At 68.2% G+C, this 13,433-nt stretch carries 11 protein-coding genes; 7 read left to right on the forward strand and 4 right to left on the reverse strand.

Features of this window, described 5'->3' with window-relative positions; translation table 11 throughout:
- The first annotated feature begins 202 nt into the window (after positions 1-202).
- Both CPH63_RS00235 and CPH63_RS00240 read left to right on the forward strand, forming a co-directional pair.
- Positions 203-1,126, forward strand: coding sequence for a 4-(cytidine 5'-diphospho)-2-C-methyl-D-erythritol kinase (locus CPH63_RS00235; RefSeq protein WP_241895766.1), 924 nt, complete (start codon positions 203-205; stop codon positions 1,124-1,126).
- A complete protein-coding gene (locus tag CPH63_RS00240; protein WP_096301040.1) occupies positions 1,126-2,886 on the forward strand; it encodes an ABC-F family ATP-binding cassette domain-containing protein in 1,761 nt (586 codons plus the stop codon). Before CPH63_RS00235 ends, CPH63_RS00240 begins: the two co-directional genes overlap by 1 nt.
- Here CPH63_RS00240 and CPH63_RS00245 read toward each other — a convergent pair.
- On the reverse strand, positions 2,883-3,524 hold the full coding sequence (locus CPH63_RS00245; RefSeq protein WP_206745621.1) for a TetR/AcrR family transcriptional regulator: 642 nt from the start codon (positions 3,522-3,524) through the stop codon (positions 2,883-2,885). The genes CPH63_RS00240 and CPH63_RS00245 overlap by 4 nt on opposite strands.
- A gap of 83 nt (positions 3,525-3,607) precedes the next feature.
- On the opposite strand from CPH63_RS00245, the gene kynU reads away from it, so the two are divergent.
- The 5 genes from kynU (at position 3,608) to CPH63_RS00270 (ending at position 8,243) form a co-directional block, all read left to right on the forward strand.
- Positions 3,608-4,840 (forward strand): kynureninase, encoded by a 1,233-nt coding sequence (gene kynU, locus CPH63_RS00250; RefSeq protein ID WP_096301042.1) that lies wholly within the window; start codon positions 3,608-3,610, stop codon positions 4,838-4,840.
- Positions 4,841-4,932: 92 nt separating this feature from the next.
- Positions 4,933-5,502 carry a toxin-antitoxin system HicB family antitoxin gene (locus CPH63_RS00255; protein ID WP_096301043.1) on the forward strand — a complete coding sequence of 190 codons (570 nt, stop codon included), beginning with the start codon at positions 4,933-4,935 and terminating at the stop codon, positions 5,500-5,502.
- A gap of 65 nt (positions 5,503-5,567) precedes the next feature.
- Positions 5,568-6,449 carry a DUF4097 family beta strand repeat-containing protein gene (locus tag CPH63_RS00260; protein WP_096301044.1) on the forward strand — a complete coding sequence of 294 codons (882 nt, stop codon included), beginning with the start codon at positions 5,568-5,570 and terminating at the stop codon, positions 6,447-6,449.
- Positions 6,436-7,422, forward strand: a complete 987-nt coding sequence (locus CPH63_RS00265) for an ATP-binding cassette domain-containing protein (RefSeq protein ID WP_096301045.1) — start codon at positions 6,436-6,438, stop codon at positions 7,420-7,422. The genes CPH63_RS00260 and CPH63_RS00265 overlap by 14 nt, the downstream gene beginning before the upstream one ends.
- Positions 7,419-8,243 (forward strand): ABC transporter permease, encoded by an 825-nt coding sequence (locus CPH63_RS00270; RefSeq protein ID WP_096301046.1) that lies wholly within the window; start codon positions 7,419-7,421, stop codon positions 8,241-8,243. The genes CPH63_RS00265 and CPH63_RS00270 overlap by 4 nt, the downstream gene beginning before the upstream one ends.
- A 16-nt stretch (positions 8,244-8,259) precedes the next feature.
- Here the strand turns inward: CPH63_RS00270 and CPH63_RS00275 are convergent, their stop codons facing one another.
- The 3 genes from CPH63_RS00275 to CPH63_RS00285 form a co-directional block, all read right to left on the reverse strand.
- Positions 8,260-8,625: a YciI family protein gene (locus CPH63_RS00275; protein ID WP_096301047.1), complete on the reverse strand. Its 366-nt coding sequence runs from the start codon at positions 8,623-8,625 to the stop codon at positions 8,260-8,262.
- Positions 8,626-8,734: 109 nt separating this feature from the next.
- Positions 8,735-9,748, reverse strand: coding sequence for an acyl-CoA desaturase (locus tag CPH63_RS00280; RefSeq protein ID WP_241895767.1), 1,014 nt, complete (start codon positions 9,746-9,748; stop codon positions 8,735-8,737).
- A 148-nt stretch (positions 9,749-9,896) separates the two neighbouring features.
- Positions 9,897-13,340: a hypothetical protein gene (locus CPH63_RS00285; RefSeq protein WP_096301048.1), complete on the reverse strand. Its 3,444-nt coding sequence runs from the start codon at positions 13,338-13,340 to the stop codon at positions 9,897-9,899.
- Positions 13,341-13,433 lie beyond the last annotated feature (93 nt).

Raw genomic sequence — 13,433 nt, forward strand, 5'->3', positions numbered from 1 at the left:
CAGACACGTCGATGGTGCAATTCACGAATGGATAAGCGCGCGTACTGAAGACGCGCACGGGTGGCGGTGCGGTGTCGCTTCGGCAAGGGCATCACAGATGACGAGCGCCGAGGTACCGACACCGCGTCGATCACGGACTCGAGTCTGGTGCAGACACGGTCCCTCGCCGGGGCAACCTGTACAGCGTACTAGCATTGCAGCAGTGTCTGACGCCGCCCTACTCTCCGTACGAGTCCGGGTGCCCGCGAAAATCAACCTCTATCTGGGCGTGGGACCGGTCCGACCGGACGGTTTCCACGAAATTGTCACGATTTTTCACGCCGTTGACCTGGTCGACGAGGTGCTGGCCAGGGTCGCCGGCGGCCTGAGCGTGAGCGTCCTCGGAGACGAGGCTCACCGTGTGCCGACGGACTCGCGCAACCTGGCCTGGAAGGCCGCGGCGCTGCTGGCCGAGCGCTGTGAACTCCCGCCGCAGGCCGCACTGGAGATCACCAAGAGCATTCCGGTCGGTGGCGGCATGGCCGGTGGATCAGCCGACGCCGCCGCGGCGCTGATCGCCTGCGCGCGGCTCTGGGACACCGGCAGCAGCCGCGCCGAGCTGGTCGAACTGGCCGGCGAGCTGGGTAGCGACGTGGCCTTCGGGCTCACCGGCGGGACAGCCCTCGGTACCGGACGGGGCGAAGTGCTCAGTCCGGTGATGACGGTGGGCACCTTCCACTGGGCGCTGGCCCTGGCCGATGCCGAGATCTCGGCCGCCGCGGCCTACCGTGAACTCGACCGGCTCCGGGCGGACGGGGCAACCGGGTCAACACCGGAACCGGCGGTCCCCGAGCCGATGCTCGAAGCACTTCGATCGGGCGATGCGACCCTGCTCGCCCAGCACATGCACAACGATCTAGAACCGGCGGCGCTTGCTCTGATGCCTGAATTGACCACCACCCTCGCGGCGGGCCGAGAGGCCGGGGCGCTGGCCGCGATCGTCTCCGGTTCCGGCCCGACCTGCGCCTTCCTGGCCCCGAGCGGCCCGGCGGCGGCGGAGCTCGCGGCCGCCCTCGGTGCCTCCGGGACCTGCCGCAGCGCCAAGGTCACCACCGGACCGGTGCTCGGCGCACGGGTGATGCGCTGATGGCCGCCAGCAACCTGATCAACATCGAGCGGGTGGGCAAGTCCTTCGGCACCACCACGGTCCTCTCCGATGTCTCCCTCGGGGTGGCCTCCGGCGAGCGGATCGGCGTGGTGGGGCGCAACGGCGGTGGTAAATCGACCCTGCTTCGCCTGATCACCGGGCTGGAGACGCCGGACTCCGGTCGGGTCACCCGCACCGGCGGGGTCGAGGTGGCCGCGGTGACGCAGCGCGGGACGCTGCGTGAAGGGGCCACCGTCCGGGACCTGGTCGTCGGCACCGGGGCCACCCATGAGTGGGCCGGTGACTCGGCGATCCGCGGAATCCTTAGCGGCCTGGGGTTGGCCGCCCTCGGTCTGGACTCCGTCGTCGACCGCCTCTCCGGCGGTGAGCGGCGGCGGGTCTCGCTGGCCGCGGCCCTGGTCCAGCAGGCGGATCTGCTGGTGCTCGACGAGCCGACCAACCACCTCGACGTGGAGGGCATCACCTGGCTGGCCGACTATCTCAACACCCGACGGGGTGCCCTGCTGGTGGTGACCCACGATCGCTGGTTCCTGGATGCCGTCTGCACCCGCACCTGGGAGGTCATCGACGGCGGGGTGCGCCAGTTCGACGGGGGCTACGCCGCCTACGTGCTGGCCCGTTCCGAGCGGGCCCGGCAGGCGGAGACGACCGAGGCGAAGCGCCTCAACCTGCTGCGCAAGGAACTGGCCTGGCTGCGCCGCGGCGCCCCGGCCCGCACCTCCAAGCCGAAGTTCCGCATCGACGCCGCCGAGGCCCTCATCGCCGACGTTCCGCCGGTGCGCTCAACGACCGAACTCCGCTCGTTGTCGCAGAAACGGCTCGGACGCAGCGTCTACGACCTGGAGGACGTCACCGTCACCGTCGGCGAAGACCGCGTCCTCCTCGACGACATCAGCTGGCATGTCGGGCCGGGTGACCGGATCGGCATCATCGGGGTCAACGGGTCGGGGAAGACGCACCTGCTGCGACTGTTGGCCGGAACACTGCAGCCGCAGCGCGGCACGGTGAGCATCGGATCGACGGTGCACGCCGGCTACCTATCCCAGGAGATTCACGAACTACCTGACAAATTAAGGGTAATCGAGGCCGTCCAGGAGGTCCGTACCACCGCTGAGATCGGTGGCGTCGAGCTCTCCGCGACCCAACTAGCCGAGCGCTTCGGCTTCGCCAACGACCGGCAGTGGACCCCGGTCAGCGACCTCTCCGGAGGCGAGCGGCGCCGGCTGCAGCTGCTGCGACTGCTACTGACCCAGCCGAACGTGCTGCTGCTGGACGAGCCGACCAACGACCTGGACACCGACACCCTGGCCGCGCTTGAGGATCTGCTGGACACCTGGGCCGGAACGCTAGTGGTGGTCAGTCACGACCGGTACCTGGTCGAGCGGATCTGCGACTCGACGGTTGCCCTGATCGGCGACGGCTCACTGGCCGCGCTACCGGGTGGGATCGACGAGTACCTGAGCCTGCGAGCCAAGGTCGCAGACGATGCGTCGAGTGCGGTGGTCGGCCAGAAACCGAAGGAAAAATCAGGTGATTCCCGGGCCGCCCGCAAGGAGTTGACCCGTCTGGAACGTCAGATAGCGACGCTGGACAAGCGCGAGAAGACGCTGCACGACGAGCTGGCCAAGCACGCGACCGACTACGAGAAGACGGCCGAACTGGATCGTCACCTTCGCGAGACGATCGAGGCGAAGGAGGCCGCCGAACTGACCTGGCTGGAGCTGGCCGACGAGGTCTAGTCGCCGAGCGCGATCGCCGTACGCAGCTTCGGATCCGCCTGCAGGCGGTGCAGGCCGTTCCAACCGAGGTTCACCAAGTGGGCGGCGACCACCTCCCGCGGGGGTTGGCGGGCCTCCAGCCACCACTGGCCGGTGAGGGCGACCATCCCGACCAGCATCTGGGCATACATGCCGGCGAGCTCCACCTGGAACCCCTGCCGGGCGAACTCCTCGGAGAGGATGTGCTCGACCTGGCCGGCGATGTCGTTGAGCAGCGTCGAGAACGTCCCGGAACCGGAGACCACCGGCGAGTCACGGGTGAGCACGCGGAAGCCGTCGGTCTCTTCCTCGATGTAGGAGAGGAAGGCCAGCGCGGCCGCTTCGACCAGTTCCCGTGCCCCGCCGCCGGTGAGCGAAGACCCGATCCGATTCATCAACGACTGCATCTCGCGATCGACCACGACGGCGTAGAGGCCCTCCTTGCCGCCGAAGTGCTCGTAGACGACCGGCTTGCTCACCGATGCCCGGAGCGCGATCTCCTCGATCGAGGTGGCCTGGAACCCCTTCTCCGCGAAGAGGGAGCGCCCGACATCCAGCAGCTGCTCCCGTCGCTGCTTCCCCGTCATACGCACCCGGGGAGCCGCATCCGATTCGCTCATGTCACACCCATCATGGTCTCTGCACCGCACTGCGCGAAGATGGGGGCCATGATGTCGCAGAACTCGTGCCCGGCCGGCACCGAATGAGCATCCAATCCCGCAGCGACGCCCTTGCCGCCGACACCGCCGATCCGCTGGCCGGGGTGCGCGCCAAATTCGTACTGCCGCCGGGGCTGATCTATCTGGACGGCAACTCCCTGGGCGCGCTTCCGGCCGCCACCCCGGCCGCCGTCGCCGACGCGGTGACCCGGCAGTGGGGGCACGATCTGATCACCTCCTGGGGTCCGACCGGCGGCTCACGAGAAGGGCAGCCCAGCGAGCAGCAGGTCGGTTCGCAGGGGTGGTGGGCCCTACCGGCGCAGATCGGCGATCGGATCGGCGCGCTCGTCGGGGCCGCGCCAGGTCAGGTGATGTGCGGCGACTCGACCAGCGTCCAGTTGTTCCAGACGATGGTCGCTGCGGCCCGACTCCGCCCGCAACGACGAACCCTGGTCATCGACGACGCCAACTTCCCCACCGACACCTATATCGCCGAGTCGGTGGCCCGGCTCCTCGACCTGCGCCTGCTGCGGGTCGCACCGGGTGAATTCGCGCCCGACGAGGACACCGCCGTCGTCGCCTACAGCGTGGTCGACTACCGCAGCGGCGAGCTCTTCGACACCGCGGCGATCACCGCCGCCGCCCACGACGCCGGCGCGATCGCGCTCTGGGACCTCTGCCACGCCGCCGGCGCCCTGGAGATCGGGTTGGACGATCTCGGCGCGGACCTGGCGGTCGGATGCTCATACAAGTACCTCAACGGCGGCCCGGGGGCACCGGCCTGGGCCTACGTGGCCGACCGGCATCAACGGGTCATAGATCTGCCGATCACCGGGTGGCACGGTCATCAAGACCCCTTCTCGCTGGCTAAAAACTTTAGCCCAGCCGACGGGATCGAACGGCTGCGGATCGGCACACCGCCGGTGCTCTCGATGCAGGCCCTGGCCAGCGCCCTGGACGTCTGGACCGGCGTCTCGGTCGCCGATGTACGGCAGAAGTCGCTGGCCCTGACCGACCTGGTGATCGACTACGCCGACCGCGAACTGGCCAGATTCGGCGTCGAGGTGATCACTCCGCGCGAGCATGAGCGACGAGGTTCGCAGGTGGCGCTGCGCATCCCGGACGCGCTGCAGGTGATGCAGGAGCTCATCAACCAGGGCGTGATGGGCGATTTCCGGGCTCCGGATCTGCTCCGCCTCGGGCTCACCCCGTTGACTCTCAGCTACGCCGATGTGTGGGACGCGATGGCGATTCTGCAGCAGCTCCTGCAGCCCTAGAGCCAACGCTAGAACCACCGCTAGAGCCACCATGGCGCCACGGTGAGCCAAAGTGGCTTGCAGTAGTGCCATTCATGTGCCACAGTGGCACCATGGATCTGACACCGCATGTGAACAACCTCGGACGTGAGTTCGCCACGCTCGCCGAAACCGGCGGCGAAGAGGCCCGAACGCTCGTCGAACGCCTGACCGGAGCGCTGGAGTCAGCGATCCGGATGACCCTGCTGGATGCCCTGTCGGCGGCGGCCGACGAGATCTCCCGGGACCTCGCTCCGGGTTCGGTCGAGGTGCGGCTGCGCGGACGGGACCCGAGCTTCGTCGTCACCCTGCCTGCGGGCCCAGCTTCCGACTTCGCCCCCGGTTTTGCCCCCGACTTCGCCCACAACGTCGATACCGGCGCGGCCGTGGGATCCGCGGCTGGCACCGTCGACGCCGACCTGCTCGTCGCCGAAGACGGCCCCGCGGCGCGCATCAACGTACGCCTCCCCGAGCAGCTCAAGACCTCGGTCGAGGCGGCCGCGGCCAAGGAGGGTCGCTCGGTCAACGCATGGCTGGTGCGGGCCGCAGCCGCCGCGCTACAGCGCTCCGATCGCGACCAGCGTCCCGAGCCACACGGCGGTGGCCGGCGCAGCAAGCAGGGCTTCACCGGCTGGGTGCGCTGACCCACCCGCCCAACACCTGAACGCCAACATCTGAACGCCAACATGAACGCCAACTGGAGACAACTATGCCAAGTTACGAAACACCGCAACCAATCTCGGTGACGCTCGAACTGAGCGTCGGCAATGTACGCATCACCGCCAGTGAGCGCACCGACAGCGTCATCGAGGTGCGGCCGACCGACCCCGCTGACGACTCTGACGTCAAGGCCGCGCAGCAGGTCCGGGTCGACTACACCAACGGCACCCTCAGAGTCACCGGACCGAAGTCGAAGGTTTTCGACTTCTCCCACCGATCCAAATCGGTCGACGTGACGATCGGGATACCCAGTGACTCCCACCTCTCCGCGACGATGCAGGTCGGCGATCTGCACTGCGCTGGACGCCTCGGCGAGTGCTCGTACAAGACCTCCGTCGGAAACCTCTGGTCGCAGCAGTCGGCGGCCCTACGCATACAGACATCGATCGGCGATGTCAGCGCCGACGAGATCGCCGGTGACGCCGAGATCGCGACCGGATCGGGGCGAGTCCAGCTCGGCCAGGTCGACGGCGCAGCCGAGGTGAAGAACTCCAATGGCGACACCGAACTGGATGCCGTCACCGGTGACGTGCGAGTGCGCTCGGCCAACGGCAGCATCCGGGTCGACCGAGCCGGAGCCGGTGTCGATGCCAAGACCTCCAACGGCGACATCCGAGTCGGCGAGGTCGTCGGCGGTTCGGTGGTGCTCGCGACCGCGAAGGGCGACCTCGACGTGGGCGTCGCCGAAGGTACCGCCGCCTGGCTGCAGCTCAACACCGCGTTCGGGCACGTCCGGAATCTGCTGGACCCCGCGGCCCAGCCCGGCGACTCCGACCAGCGAGTCGAGGTGCACGGGCGCACGTCCTATGGCGACATCACGGTTCGCCGCGCCCCATCCCAGTCTGGACGAGTGAACCATGACCAGTCCTGAATCCCCGCCGGCGATCACGACGACCGGCCTGCGCAAATCCTTCGGCGACCAGGTCGTCCTCGACGGGCTCGATCTGAGCGTGCGACGGGGGACGGTCTTCGCACTACTCGGTGCAAACGGTGCCGGGAAGACCACGACGATCAGGATTCTGACCACCCTCATCCGGGCCGACGGCGGAGGGGCTCAGGTGGCCGGCCACGATGTCGGCCTTGAACCGGACGCCGTGCGCGCCGCGATCGGCGTGACAGGGCAGTTCTCCGCCGTGGACAACCTGCTGACCGGGATGGAGAACCTGTTGCTGATGGCGGATCTTCATCACCTCGGCAAGGACGAGCGCCGTCGACGTACGGCGAAGCTGCTCGAAGAGTTCGATCTCCGGGACGCGGCCAAGAAGCCGGCGTCCACCTACTCCGGCGGGATGCGGCGCCGGCTCGACCTGGCGATGACACTGGTCGGCGACCCGCAGGTGATCTTCCTCGACGAGCCGACCACCGGACTCGACCCGCGCGGACGCCGGGACATGTGGCGGATCGTGCGGGAGTTGGTGGCCACCGGCGTCACCATCTTCCTGACCACCCAATACCTGGAGGAGGCCGACGAGCTGGCCGACCGGATCGCCGTGCTCGACCGGGGGCGGGTGATCGCGGAGGGCAGCTCCGAGGAGCTCAAGCGTCGCATCCCGGGTGGGCACATTCGCCTGCGGTTCTCCGACCGGCAGCATCTGGAGACGGCTCTGGGGGCGCTCGACAACGCCACCCGCGACAGGGATGCCCTGGCCCTACGGGTTCCCAGCGACGGCAGCCTGAGCTCGCTGAAGTCGCTGCTCGACCGCATCGACCAGATCGACCAGATCGACCAGGTCAACGGCCGGCACTTCGAGGTCGGCGAGCTCTCCGTCCACACTCCCGATCTCGACGACGTCTTCCTCGCCCTGACCACCAACTCAACGAAGGAGAAGGCGAGGACCTCATGAGCGTCGAAACCCTCACCCGTCCGGCCTCGGTCCCCCCGCGCGTCTACCCGCTGCGCGACTCGGCCACGATGCTGCGGCGAAGTCTCAAGCGCATGCAGCGCTACCCGTCGATGACCGTGATGCTCGTCGGCATGCCAATCGTCTTTCTGCTGCTCTTCGTCTATGTCTTCGGCGCCACGTTGGGGGCCGGGCTCAGTGACGGCCGCGGCGGGCGCGGCGACTACGTCAACTACGTGGTGCCGGCGATCCTTCTGATGACGGTGGCGGCCACGGTCCAGGGCACGGCGATCTCGGTCGCGATGGACCTGACCGAGGGCATCGTGGCCCGCTTCCGCAGCATGCACATCGCGCGCGTCTCGGTCCTCGCCGGACATGTCCTCGGCAGCGTCATCCAGACGGCGATCAGCCTGACGATCGTGATCGGCGTCGCGCTGCTGGTCGGCTTCCGGCCGGTCGCCGGGCTCGGCGGGTGGCTGGCCACAGCCGGGTTCCTGCTCGCGGTGACACTCGCCCTCGTCTGGCTGGCCGTGGCACTCGGTCAGGTGAGCAAGAGCGTCGAGACGGCCAGCAACCTGCCGATGCCTCTGGTTCTGCTGCCCTTCCTGAGCAGCGGATTCGTCCCGACCGACTCGATGCCGGCCGGCCTGCGCTGGCTGGCCGAGTGCCAGCCCTTCACGCCGATCATCGAGACGCTGCGCGGCCTGCTGATGGCCACCGCGATCGGCGACAGCGGGTGGATCGCCCTCGGCTGGATCGCCGTGATCGGCGCCGGGGGCTATCTCTGGTCGAAGCGGCTCTTCAACCGCGAGCCCATCAACTGACTTGCCGCTGGCGGCGCTAAGGAGTCGGGGGAGGTTGGCCGGGCGCCCGGAAGCGTCGTACCTCCTGCGGCCACCCGCAGGCCACCGCGATCTTCCCCGCCCAGAGTCGGGCCGCCTGCTCGTCGGCCACATCCACGACGGCGAACCCGCCGAGATGCTCCTTGGATTCGACGAACGGGCCGTCAGTGAACAGCGGTGTACCGCTCGAGGCGTCGACGTTGAACACGGGGGCCGCGTCATCCAGTCCGCCCGTGAAGATGAACACCCCGGCGGCCTTCATCTCGGCCACCAACCTCCGGACGGCCAGCGACTTCTCGTGCAACTCTTCGTCGGTATGGTCGGGCACCCACTCGTCATTGAAGACGATGAGGTATTCGGTCATGTCTCCTCCTTCGTTGGGGGCCGGTGGCCACCCTCCACCGACTCAACGAACGGCGGCGACCGGATTCGACACTCTCGCGAGGACCGGCCGAAACGTCGGCGGAGCTACCTCACAGGCTAGGCGTACCGACCACGGACGCGCGGAGCTTCTCGACCCGCTCGGCTGAACTCCACCGGACGTCGGTTGCCCAACCGAGCTTCTCGAAGAGCCAGATGACCCGGGCCGATTCGTCGATCTGGCCGCGGAGCACGCCGTGGCGGGCCGCCGTCGGATCGGCGTGGTGCAGGTTGTGCCAGCTCTCGCCGAAACTCAGGACGGCCAGCGGCCAGAAGTTCGCACTCTTGTCCCGAGAACTGAACGGCCGCTCACCGATGGTGTGGCAGATCGAGTTGATCGACCAGGTGACGTGGTGCAGGACGCAGATGCGTACCAGCGACGCCCAGAAGAATGCACTCACCGCACCGGCCAGCGACCAGGTGAGCAGCCCGCCCAGGAGCGCCGGCAGCAGCAGCGAGACGGCGACCCAGAGCGGGAAGAGCGTGTCGATGCGACGAATGTCCTTGTCACGCATCAGATCCGGCGTGTACTTGTCGCGGTTGGTGTGCTCGACATCGAAGAGCCAGCCGATGTGCGCAAAGAAGTTGCCCTTGATCAGCGCCGGGACCGTCTCCCCGTAGCGCCACGGCGAATGCGGGTCACCCTCTTTGTCACTGAAGGCGTGATGGCGACGGTGGTCTGCGACCCAACGGATCACTGGGCCCTCGATGGCCAAACTGCCGGCGATGGCCAGCCCGATCCGCAGCCCACGGTTGGCCTTGAAGGAGGCGTGGGTGAAGTAGCGGTGGTAGCCGACGGTGATGCCCAGACCGGAGATGACGTAGAAGACCAGCGCCAGCGTGATGTCGCTCCAGCCCAATCCCCAACCCCAGGCCACCGGGATCGCAGCGATGAGCGCGATGAACGGGATGATGACCATGGCGTAGAGAATCGCCTGCTCGTAGCTGCGCTTCTCGCCCTCAAAAACCGGCTTGGGGGCTGGCTTGGCCGCGGTCGCGGCGGCGGGCTCGGTCTGCGTCGCGTCGCGCTCGGACGGATCGACCGATACGTCGTCAAGAATGGTCAAGATAAGTGCCCTTCGTGCGCCCCGTGTTTCCTACCTGATCGGGTGGAGGTGCCACGAACCTTAGCGCAACTACCTACGCCACCGTAAGTTACCGAGACGTAGTCTCAGCGGGTCGCCAGCTGCCGTTCGCCGGCCCGTCACCGACCGGTTACCCCGACGCCGGCAACCCCAGCAGCCCGGCCGAGTTCACCGCCTGGATGCTCACCGCCGTCGAACCCTTCGGCACGGCAACCCGCTGGGTCGAACCGGCCGCCGCCGAGGCGCTGACCCGAGTCGTCACCCCGGACGGCTGAGCCGTGACGAGGTAGGCCGCCGGGGTCCCGGCGTACCAGGTGGAGCCGGGAGCCAGGAAGGAGGCGGTCGTGGCGCCGGGCGACCAACTCAGCGATCGCACCGCTCCCGGCGGGCGGGTCACCGTGCCGTAGTTGCCGGTGTTGCGCTCGTCGTGCTGCCAGCGCCACCACTGATCATTCCCGGAGGCCTTCCCGGCGGTGCTCCACGCGAAGAGGTAACCCTCGCGGGTGGTGGTGACGATGTCGGTATGGCCGTTACCCAGTAGATCGCCGGCCGCCGGGGCGAAGACGTTCCAGCCGGTGGTGAACTTCGGGAAGCCCGACGCCGGCGTACCGAGTGCGTTGTAGCCCATCACCGCCGAAGAGTCACCGCCCTCGATCACGCCGCCGAGACCGAATCCGTCGGTGTCGACGAAGATGGGCGAGCTCAGGAAGCCGAGGCCCTGCCGGGTGGCCGGGAATCCGAAGGACGTCCCACCGCCGTTGGCGTTGTACACACTCTCGTATTCGTCGATCCCATTGCCGGTGTTGTTCCCCAGCTCCGACAGGGCAAGCGAGATCGCGCCGGACTCCGACTGCGCGTACTTCAGACTCCCGGCCAGTTTGCCGAAGGCGCCCGAGGTGGTGAAGGCGGCCGGAACGTCCGGGAAGCGTGGGCCGGAGAGGATGTTCTGCAGCCCGCCCGGTTCCAGGAACTGGGAGAGGCCCGGGCCGACGGCGGCGTAGGTGGTCGTCGTCTGGCCGGCGCCGTTGAGCAGGAAGGGCACCCCGAAGTCGGGGCTCACCGCCACCGAGTCCCGGCCGGAGTTGTTGACGTCGGCCGAGACGACCGAGGAGGTGCCCTCGGTGATGAACTCCTGGGCCGATCCGTAGAACTCGATGATGCTCTGCAACCGCACCGGCCAGCCGGTCCGCAGCGAGCCATCGGCGTTGTAGGCAAAGGTGAAACTGTAGCCGAGCGGCTGGATACCGGCGCCCTGGATCATCGTGTATTGCGAGCGGATCACCAGCGACGGCGGCTTGTTACGCCCGTCCAGGTAGGCCACCGCGGGCGTCGCGTCGAGCTTCTGATCGTCGACCAGGCTGTACCCGGAGGGGACGCTCGGCGGGGTCGGGAAGTCGACCTTCACCGGCCACCCCGGCAGATCCTGGCCAGCCGCGTTCCAGGCGTGCAGCCGCCCGTCCCAGGCGGCCTGGACGATGTCCAGCTGCCCGTCGCCGTTGAGGTCGACCAGCACCGGCGCGGCCACCGCGCCCTTGGTCGGCAACCGCGTGTAGGAGAGTTTCGGACGCGGAATCGGCGGGGCGCTGACCCCGGTGTCGAGCGTCTTGGGCCAGCCCGGGAGCAGCTGCCCGTGGTCGTCCCAGGCATAGACCGAGCCGTCGATGGTGGTGGCGACGATGTCCTGGTGGCCGGTGTTGAAGAGATCGCCGACGGCCACATCGGCCAGGATCGGTTCATGTCCGGGGTCCACCCCCGGCTCGGGGTTCAGCACGCTCACCGGCTTGGTGCTCACCGGCCAGCCCGGCAGCTCCGCACCGGTAGCCGGATCGATGGCCTGCACCTGTCCGTCGGTGGTGCCGAAGATCAGGTCCTGCCGGCCGGTGCCGTTCAGGTCGACCAGGGCCGGCTGGCTCTCCCCGCTGGAGGAGGTGCGCAGCGGGAAACCGGCCAGCAGGGTGGCGTCGTGGTGGACGTTGATCGCCCGCCGGTCCATCCCGACCCGTCCGGAGGTGTCGGTCACTCGCAGCCGCAGCGTCACCGCGTACTGCTCGGAGGTCGGCAGGTCCTTCGTCTGGGAGACGGCAAAGGTGGCGTTCCAGAACGACTTGGGCACCGAGGCAGTAGAGAAGTTCCCTAGATTTCCCTGCCAATCGCCACTTCCGGTGCCGGTGGCGACGGGCGTGAAGCTGCCCGGTTGCGCGCCGAGCCCCATCTCCAGGGTGTACTGCCAGCTCTGCCCGGCGGCGGCGTGGATACTGCCGGCCACCGGCACGCTGGCCTGCGACTGCGGGTCGAAGAGGGCGTACCAGTCAGGCGAGGTGATGGCCGCGGTTGGCGCCAGCGTCCCGGCCGGGACCGAACTGCTGCCGGCCGCGGTGATGCTCTGCAGCGCGGCGTACATGTCCGGGATGCCGTAGCCGTACTGAAGGCTCCAGTCGCCCGGGGCGCCGGGCCAGGCCAGCGAGGTGTCGGTGACCGGTTTGGCGGTGGCCCGCAGTACCTGGATCGCCTGCTCGCCGGTGAACGGCTGGCTGAGATGGCCGACCGCGTACTCGTGCTGGCCCCAGGACATCACCAGCCCGAAGAGGCCACCGAGGGCCGACGTGGAGGCCGAGGTACTCCCCTGCCCGGCGACCGAGAACATGTTGTGCGTGCCCCAGCTCGTCTCGTCGGCCCGAATCCACTTGGTGTTCGAGGAGTCGGCCACCGCGCCGTTGCCGGGGACGACCCCCGGCCAGTACATGCCGCCCTGGTGGTCGGTGGAGTCGAAGTCATTGCTGGCATCGACCATCGCCACCCCCCGCTTGGTCAGCGCGGCGATGGTCTGCCGCATGAAGGTCGAGTACCCGAGGTCGGCGGTGACCGAGGTGACGACGCTGGCCCCGGCCTGAGCCGCGTAGAGCCACGCCTTGGCCAGGGTGTCGGTCGCGTCCAGGGCCTCGGCGCCCGCCTTCACCGGCATGATCATGCAGGCCGGGCACATGCTGAGGGTGTTCAGCATCTGATCGTCGGAGTGGCTGTAGGTGGCGTCAACGGTGGCCGGGTCGGGCTGGTTGTCGTAGAAGTCGTAGCCGGAGATGTCTCCTGGATACCCGTCACCGTCGTGGTCCATGGTGGCCTGCAGGCCGGTGTCGAAGGCGACGATCAAGTCCTCGGGGTCGAGGTAGCCGTTGCCGTTGCTGTCGTGCACGCGCGGGTCGTTGTCCCAGTCGTGGATGTTGACGATGCCGTCGTGATTGGCGTCGTCGTCCAGCGGAGTGCTCGGATAGGTGCGCCGGCAGGTCACCGTGGCACAGGGAACCGGGGTCTCGAGTGCGTTGATGTAGATGTGGTCGACCAGCCCGGAGGCCTCCGGGAGCTGCCAGTTGATGCCGCCCTCGACGTAGGCGATCACGGTGCTGGCCGAGCCTTTGGTGACGGTGAAGGCCTGGGTCAGGTTCATCCCCTGCGGTCCCAGCGGATCGAGCGCGGCGGCAGCGGCGGCGCCGGTGCCCGCGAGCACCGCAGTGCCGGTGACGGTCAGCGCCGCCACGAGGAGAAGAACCGGGTACCGACGGTGCCGCGACAGAATCATCGGCGAAGCGTAACCGAAATCACTACTGGCGGGTAGGTCTTTCATTCTCCGGGGCTAAGGGCTAGAGCCAACCGCGTCACCCTCCGGCCGCCC

Origin of the sequence: Jatrophihabitans sp. GAS493, assembly GCF_900230215.1 — a bacterium.
GTDB lineage: Bacteria > Actinomycetota > Actinomycetes > Mycobacteriales > Jatrophihabitantaceae > MT45.